The sequence below is a fragment of the Pseudonocardia ammonioxydans genome (assembly GCF_900115005.1).
Lineage (GTDB): Bacteria > Actinomycetota > Actinomycetes > Mycobacteriales > Pseudonocardiaceae > Pseudonocardia > Pseudonocardia ammonioxydans.
In genome coordinates this window covers 134,374-140,742 of record NZ_FOUY01000019.1, presented here as the reverse complement: position 1 = coordinate 140,742, position 6,369 = coordinate 134,374, and the positions used below count along the sequence as shown (strand labels likewise).

6 protein-coding genes and 1 tRNA gene are annotated in these 6,369 nt (G+C 72.5%); 5 read left to right on the top strand and 2 right to left on the bottom strand.

Annotated elements, in window-relative coordinates:
• The first annotated feature begins 233 nt into the window (after nucleotides 1-233).
• The 5 genes from BM093_RS19005 (at nucleotide 234) to BM093_RS18985 (ending at nucleotide 4,985) form a co-directional block, all read left to right on the top strand.
• Entirely contained in the window at nucleotides 234-701 is a 468-nt protein-coding gene (locus BM093_RS19005; RefSeq protein WP_093345912.1) for a TauD/TfdA dioxygenase family protein, read from the top strand.
• Nucleotides 702-739: 38 nt separating this feature from the next.
• Entirely contained in the window at nucleotides 740-1,768 is a 1,029-nt protein-coding gene (locus tag BM093_RS19000) for an ABC transporter substrate-binding protein (protein WP_245773627.1), read from the top strand.
• A complete protein-coding gene (locus BM093_RS18995) occupies nucleotides 1,765-2,682 on the top strand; it encodes an ABC transporter ATP-binding protein (protein ID WP_093345787.1) in 918 nt (305 codons plus the stop codon). The genes BM093_RS19000 and BM093_RS18995 overlap by 4 nt, the downstream gene beginning before the upstream one ends.
• A 112-nt stretch (nucleotides 2,683-2,794) precedes the next feature.
• Nucleotides 2,795-3,547 carry an ABC transporter permease gene (locus tag BM093_RS18990; RefSeq protein WP_177238560.1) on the top strand — a complete coding sequence of 251 codons (753 nt, stop codon included), beginning with the start codon at nucleotides 2,795-2,797 and terminating at the stop codon, nucleotides 3,545-3,547.
• A gap of 73 nt (nucleotides 3,548-3,620) precedes the next feature.
• Nucleotides 3,621-4,985, top strand: coding sequence for an LLM class flavin-dependent oxidoreductase (locus BM093_RS18985; protein WP_093345778.1), 1,365 nt, complete (start codon nucleotides 3,621-3,623; stop codon nucleotides 4,983-4,985).
• Here BM093_RS18985 and BM093_RS18980 read toward each other — a convergent pair.
• Together BM093_RS18980 and BM093_RS18975 are read right to left on the bottom strand one after the other, a co-directional pair.
• Nucleotides 4,948-5,361: a hypothetical protein gene (locus tag BM093_RS18980; RefSeq protein WP_093345774.1), complete on the bottom strand. Its 414-nt coding sequence runs from the start codon at nucleotides 5,359-5,361 to the stop codon at nucleotides 4,948-4,950. The genes BM093_RS18985 and BM093_RS18980 overlap by 38 nt on opposite strands.
• Nucleotides 5,362-5,659: 298 nt before the next feature.
• Nucleotides 5,660-5,731: transfer RNA gene (locus BM093_RS18975), tRNA-Arg, on the bottom strand.
• Nucleotides 5,732-6,369: the final 638 nt, after the last annotated feature.

Below are 6,369 nucleotides of genomic sequence, written 5' to 3'. Positions count from 1 at the left end.
CCGAGTAGCAGCACCGCGAGCACGTCGTGGCGCACTCCTCGCGCTTTGCGCGGGTCGGGAACCTGCGACAACGCCTCTACCAGCGACAACATCACAGCTGGCGCCGGCTCGGTCGCAGCGGTGGCGATCACCTCATCGAGGTCGACCTCCACCTGATCCAGGGCAGCAACGATCGGGGACACTGACAACGCGGGCACGGGCTTCCTGACGTGATCAAGGACTTCGACACCCTCATGATCACGTCGGGCCCCGTGCCCGCCTTCGTACCTACGCCCGCGTGTCGCCGCAGGTCAGCAGTCGCTCATCCTGACTTTGCCGGGGCCCTGACCGTGTACCGGACCCACCATCCGGTGGTCCGGGTGCACCCGGAGACCGGCGCGCGCGCCCTGCTGCTCGGACACTTCGTGCAACGCTTCCTCGAGCTGTCCGGAGTGGACAGCAAGCCGTTGTTCGACCTGTTCCAGACGCACATCACCCGGTTGGAGAACACGGTCCGCTGGCGGTGGTCGCCGGGGGACATCGCGTTGTGGGACAACCGGTCCACCCAGCACTACGCGGTGGCCGACTACGGCGACACCCCGCGCAGGCTGCACCGGGTCACGGTCGCCGGGGAGGTCCCCGTCGGTCCGGCCGGCGAGCGCAGCGTCGCGGTCACCGGGGACTCCGCGGCCTACGCCGGCGTCGCCTCCGGCGCGGCCTGACTGTGCGTCGGCGTGCCTTCCTCGCCGGTCTGGCGGGCGTGGCGGCCGTGTCGCTGACCGGGTGTGCACGGAGCCCGGGGCCGGAGCCGGGTGTCGTCCGTTACCAGGGCGCCACCGGCGACGTCACCTTCCCCGAGCTCGCCGCGGACATGGGCCTGCTGGAGGGCGTGGCACTGCACTGGATCGGCAACACGACCAGCGGTCCGCAGGACATCCAGGCCGCGGTCACCGGCGACACCGATGTGGGCGGGGCGTTCAACGGGGCGATCCTGCAGCTGGCCGCCGCCGGGGCCCCGATCACCGCGGTGATCGGCTACTACGGCACCGACACCCGCACGTTCGGCGGCTACTACGTGCGCGCGGACAGCCCCGTCCGAACCGTCCGGGACCTGATCGGGCGGACCGTCGCGGTGAACACCCTGGGCGGGCACTACGAGGCCGTGCTGCGGATGCACCTGACCCGGCAGGGGCTCACGCCTGCCGAGGTGGACTCGGTGCAGCTGGTGGTGGTGCCGCCGGTGGCCGCCGAGCAGTCGCTGCGCTCGGGGCAGCTCGACGTCGCGGTGCTCAACGACATGTACCGGGACAGGGCACTGGCGCGCGGCGGGATCCGTGCCGTGTTCACCGACGTCGAGTTCCTCGGCCCGTTCACCGCGGGCAGCTACGTGATGCGCGACGAGTTCCTCGCCCGCGAACCCGACACCGCCCGCGCCTTCGTCGCCGGCACCGCCCGGGCCGTCGCCTGGGCCCAGCAGCAGCCGCGCGAGGAGGTCGTCGCCCGGTTCCGCGACATCATCGCGCGCCGCGACCGCAACGAGGACACGACCGCCATCGAGTACTTCACCAGCACCGGGATCGCCGGGCGCGGCGGTGTGATCCGTCCCGAGGAGTTCGGGACGTGGACGAGCTGGCTCGAGCGCGACGGCCGGCTGGAGCCCGGCCGCGTCGATCCCACCCGGCTCTACACCAACCGGTTCAACCCCTACGCCGCCACGCCTCCGGACGCGGCCGGGGCGGCGCCCGTCGCGGCGCCGCCGGCCGGTCGCGGGGGAGAGGAGCCCTCATGACCAGTTCGATCACCTTCGACCACGTCTCCAAGAGCTTCTCCATACGTACGGGGAACGACCCCGGCGCGGCGCGCGAGGTCACCGCGCTCGACGGCATCGACCTCGAGGTCGCCGCCGGCGAGTTCAGCGTGCTGGTCGGCCCGAGCGGCTGCGGCAAGTCGACCCTGCTCGACCTGCTGGCCGGGCTCAGCGCGCCCAGCTCCGGCACGATCAGCCTGGACGGTGTCCCGATCGGGGGCCCGGGCCTGGACCGGGGCGTCGTGTTCCAGCAGTACGCGTTGCTGCCCTGGCGCAGCGCACGCGGCAATGTCGAGTTCGGACTGGAGGCCGCGGGCCTGTCCCGGCGCGAACGCCGCGCGCGTGCCGAGCACTACCTCGACCTGGTCGGACTGGCCGGATTCGCCGATCGTCATCCGCACGAGCTCTCCGGGGGGATGAAGCAGCGTGTGGCCATCGCCCGCAGCCTCGCGGTCGACCCCGACGTGCTGCTGATGGACGAGCCGTTCGCCGCCCTGGACGCGCAGACCCGCGAGACCCTGCAGGACGAGCTGCTGCGGATCTGGGCGCGCACCGGCAAGACGATCGTGTTCATCACCCACGCCATCGACGAGGCGGTGTTCCTCGGCCGGCAGGTCACCGTGCTGACCTCACGGCCGGCCCGGGTCAAACAGATCATCCCGATCGAGCTGGGGGCCCGGGACGAGGCCGATGACGTGCGCTCCAGCCCCGAGTTCGCGCGGCACCGCCATCAGGTGTGGGCGGCGCTGCGCGACGAGGTGCAGCGCGCCGACCGGCAGGCCCGCGGGCACTCGACGAAGGGCGCCCCGACGGAGCGCGACCCGGCGGCCCTCCGGCCGGCGGCGCCGGCCGAGCACGGGCCCGCGACCACCCGGGCGGTGGCCGACGTTGCCTGACACCGCATCCCGGACCGCCGGCGCCATCCCTCCGGACGCGCCCGCGGTGGTGCCGGACCCCGACCGTCGTCCCGGTGGCGGAACCCGGTGGACCGACTCGATCCCGCCACTCGTGACCGTCGCGCTCCGCCGTGGCTCGGCCGTCGTGCTGTTCCTGGCGCTCTGGGAGCTCGTGCCCCGGTCCGGCCTGGTCGACCGGGTGTTCCTGCCGTCGTTCTCCGAGGTCGTGGCCGCCCTGTGGGGCCTGATCGTCGACGGCGAGCTGGCCGAGCACCTGCAGGCGAGCCTGCTGCGCTCGGTGAGCGGCCTGGCGCTGGCCGTACTGGTCGCGATCCCGCTGGGCCTGCTGATCGGCTGGTACCGCCCGGTCGCCGACGTCCTCGGCCCGCTGCTGGAACTGTTCCGCAACACCTCGGCGCTGGCGCTGCTCCCGGTGTTCGTGCTGCTGCTCGGTCTCGGCGAGACCTCCAAGATCGCGCTGGTGGTGTTCGCCTGCACCTGGCCGATCCTGCTCAACACGATCAGCGCGGTGCGTGGGGTGGACCCGCTCCTGGTGAAGTCGGCGCGCTCGTTCGGGCTGAGCTCGCCGGCGCTGTTCCGGAAGGTGGTGCTGCCCTCGTCGGTGCCGGCGCTGTTCACCGGGGTCAGGCTGGCGGCGGCCTACTCGATCCTGGTGCTGATCGCCGCCGAGCTCACCGGGGCCAAGGCCGGCCTCGGCTACCTGATCACCGCAGCGCAGTACAACTTCCAGATCCCGCAGATGTACGCCGGGATCCTCACCATCTCGCTGCTCGGCCTGGCGCTCAACCAGCTCCTGGTCGCCGTCGAGCACCGCCTCACCCGCTGGCGCACGCCACCGGCCTGAGGCCGCCCACCGCCCGCCCACCCCGGCGACGGCCGGAGAAGGAGACCCCCCTGTGTCGGCAGCACCGCGACAGATGCACCTCAACGCCTTCCTCATGGGCGTCGGCCACCACGAAGCGGCCTGGAGGCTGCCCTGGAGCCGTCCCCACGACATCCTCGACGTCGGCCACTTCCAGCACCTCGCCCGGATCGCCGAACGCGGCCGGCTCGACTCGGTGTTCTTCGCCGACGGGCTCGCGATCGGTCACGCGGCGCGCCACCACGTGCCGAACGCCCTCGACCCGGTGCTGTTGCTGACCGCGATCGCCACCGCCACCGAGCACATCGGACTGATCTCGACCGCGTCCACCGGGTTCTCCGAGCCCTACACCCTCGCCCGCCAGTTCGCCACGCTCGACCACCTCAGCGCCGGACGGGCGGGCTGGAACATCGTCACCTCGGGCGGGGACGCCGAGGCCCGCGACTTCGGTCGCGACGCGGCCGACGAGCACGACCGGCGCTACGCCCGGGCGGCCGAGTTCCTCGACGTCGTCACCGGTCTCTGGGACAGCTGGGACGATGCGGCGTTCGTCGCGGACAAGGCCTCCGGGACCTTCGCCGACACCGACCTGCTGCACACCCTGGACCATCGCGGCGAGTTCTTCGGCGTCCGGGGGCCGCTGAACGTTCCCCGCGGGCCGCAGGGGCACCCGCTGCTGGTCCAGGCCGGGTCGTCACCGGCGGGCCGGGAGTTCGCGGCCCGGCACGCCGAGGCGGTCTTCACCGCCCACCAGACCCTCGACGACGCCCAGGAGTTCTACCGCGACCTGAAGGCCCGCGCGGCCGGGCACGGCCGCGACCCCGGGCAGACAGCGATCCTGCCCGGCATCGTGCCCGTCCTCGGTGCGACCGAGGCCGAGGCGCGTGACCTGGAACGCCGGCTCGACGACCTGCTCGTCACGGACCACGGTGTGGCCCAGGTCTCGACCATGCTCGGCCTCGACCTGTCCGAACACCCGCTCGACCGGCCGCTGCCGCCGCTGCCACCGATCGAGCAGATCAACGGGAACAGGAGCCGGTACGACCTGGTGGCACGGATGGCGGAGCGGGAGGGCCTCACCCTGCCCGAGATCCTCGCCCGGCTCGGTGGCGGCCGTGGCCACCGCGTCGTGACCGGCACGCCGGAACAGGTCGCCGACACCCTCGAGGTGTGGTTCACCGAGTACGCCGCCGACGGGTTCAACATCATGGCCCCGCACCTGCCACGGGGGTTGGAGGACTTCGTCGACCACGTCGTCCCCGAGCTGCGGCGCCGCGGGCTGTTCCGTACCGAGTACTCGGCGACGACCCTGCGCGGCCACTACGGCCTGTCGCGACCACGTCCGGCCCGGCGCCGGGCCGGTGCCGGAAGCGGCCGGTCCGTCACGACCGCAGCCGCTGTGTCCCACCCGGGGTGCTGAGGAACATGCCCCGCAGGACCACGTCGCCGAGACGGCAGGCCTCGTCCAGCACGTCGGCCCAGGCCCGGTCCGCGGAGACCGGGCGGTCGGGCCCGAGGCGTTCCCAGGTGAGGATCACCGACCCAGGGCCGCGGTCGGTGGTCAGCTCCTCCCGCACCCCGCCGAGCACCTGCGCCAGTTTCGCGGCCGTCCCGGGTTCGGGCTCGGAGGGCATGTCGGACACCGGCATCACGACGGGTGACTGCCGGTCGTCGCCGTCGACGAACATCATCCAGAGCTGCCGGTCGGCGGTGGCCCGGCCGACCAGTGCCGAGACGCGGTCGAACACGTCGTCGTCGGTGCGCAGGGGCGGCTGGGCGGTGTGGTGTGCGGTCATGCCGTGGAGGGTGGCGCCGGCAGGCCGGGACCACGGGGTTTTCGACCGAGGTGAGCGGGTTCCGATTCGCGATCGCGATCGCAGTGGCGAGCCGACCTCCGGCGTGACTGGGCCGCGCCGCCGACTGCTCCGCGTGGGGGATCGCCCGGGGCCGGTCCTCGTCCCGCCGAGCTGATGTTCCTGCCGGGCCCGGTCGAGCGGCGAGTCGGTCGTGCCGCTGACGGAACCGGACACAACAAGATCGGCCCCTCACCGGGTTCTCCCTGGTGAGGAGCCGATCTGAATGTTGGCACCGAAGTGCCCCCGGCAGGATTCGAACCTGCGCTCCCGCCTCCGGAGGGCGGTGCTCTATCCCCTGAGCTACGGGGGCCGTGCAACGCGGTGAACACTACAGCACCCCCGCCCCGGCGGACGGGCGGGGGGTGACACGGCGCAGCAGTGGCGGTGGAGAGCGACCGGCGTCGCCGCCGCGCCGGTGCGGTCGCGGGTGACGACGGAGCGTTCCGGTCCGGACGACCTCCGATTCGTTCGCCCGCTGCTCGGTGGCCCACGCGGGCATTGCGCTTCCCGGTGGTGTCGTCGTTTCCGGTTCTGTTCGGTGTGGCAGGTCCCTGGAATCCGGGGCTGCGCCGTTTCCGTGGTCGCGGTTCTCTCGAATTCCGACCGGCGATTCCGAAAGGGGTGTCGTCGCGCCCGATGTTCTCCGGTCGATCCGGTCGGCGAGAAGCGGGGCGGATGTGTCTTGGATGTGAACTGCTGGATCGGGCGACCCGGATGGGGCGAGTCGGATGCGGTGGCTGCCCGAGCGCTGCCGTGATCCGTGGCACGGCGGGCCGTTCCCGTCGCAGAGGTGGGCTGTGGCGTCGAGATCCGGTGCGTCGAGGGGGCGAGGTCCCGGCCGGGGCGCCGTCCGAGGTGCGTTCCGAATGTTGGTGGCGTGCCGGTGCCCGTGGATCGGGTCGTGCATCGGGCAGTGCGCCACAGGTGTCCACGCGAGTGGGTGTCACC

Bases quoted from the DNA above. Each gene is read 5' to 3' on its own strand.
- BM093_RS18995 (WP_093345787.1), top strand. From the start codon at position 1,765: ATGACCAGTTCGATCACCTTCGACCACGTCTCCAAGAGCTTCTCCATA.
- BM093_RS19005 (WP_093345912.1), top strand. From the start codon at position 234: ATGATCACGTCGGGCCCCGTGCCCGCCTTCGTACCTACGCCCGCGTGT.
- BM093_RS18985 (WP_093345778.1), top strand. From the start codon at position 3,621: ATGCACCTCAACGCCTTCCTCATGGGCGTCGGCCACCACGAAGCGGCC.
- BM093_RS18980 (WP_093345774.1), bottom strand. From the start codon at position 5,361: ATGACCGCACACCACACCGCCCAGCCGCCCCTGCGCACCGACGACGAC.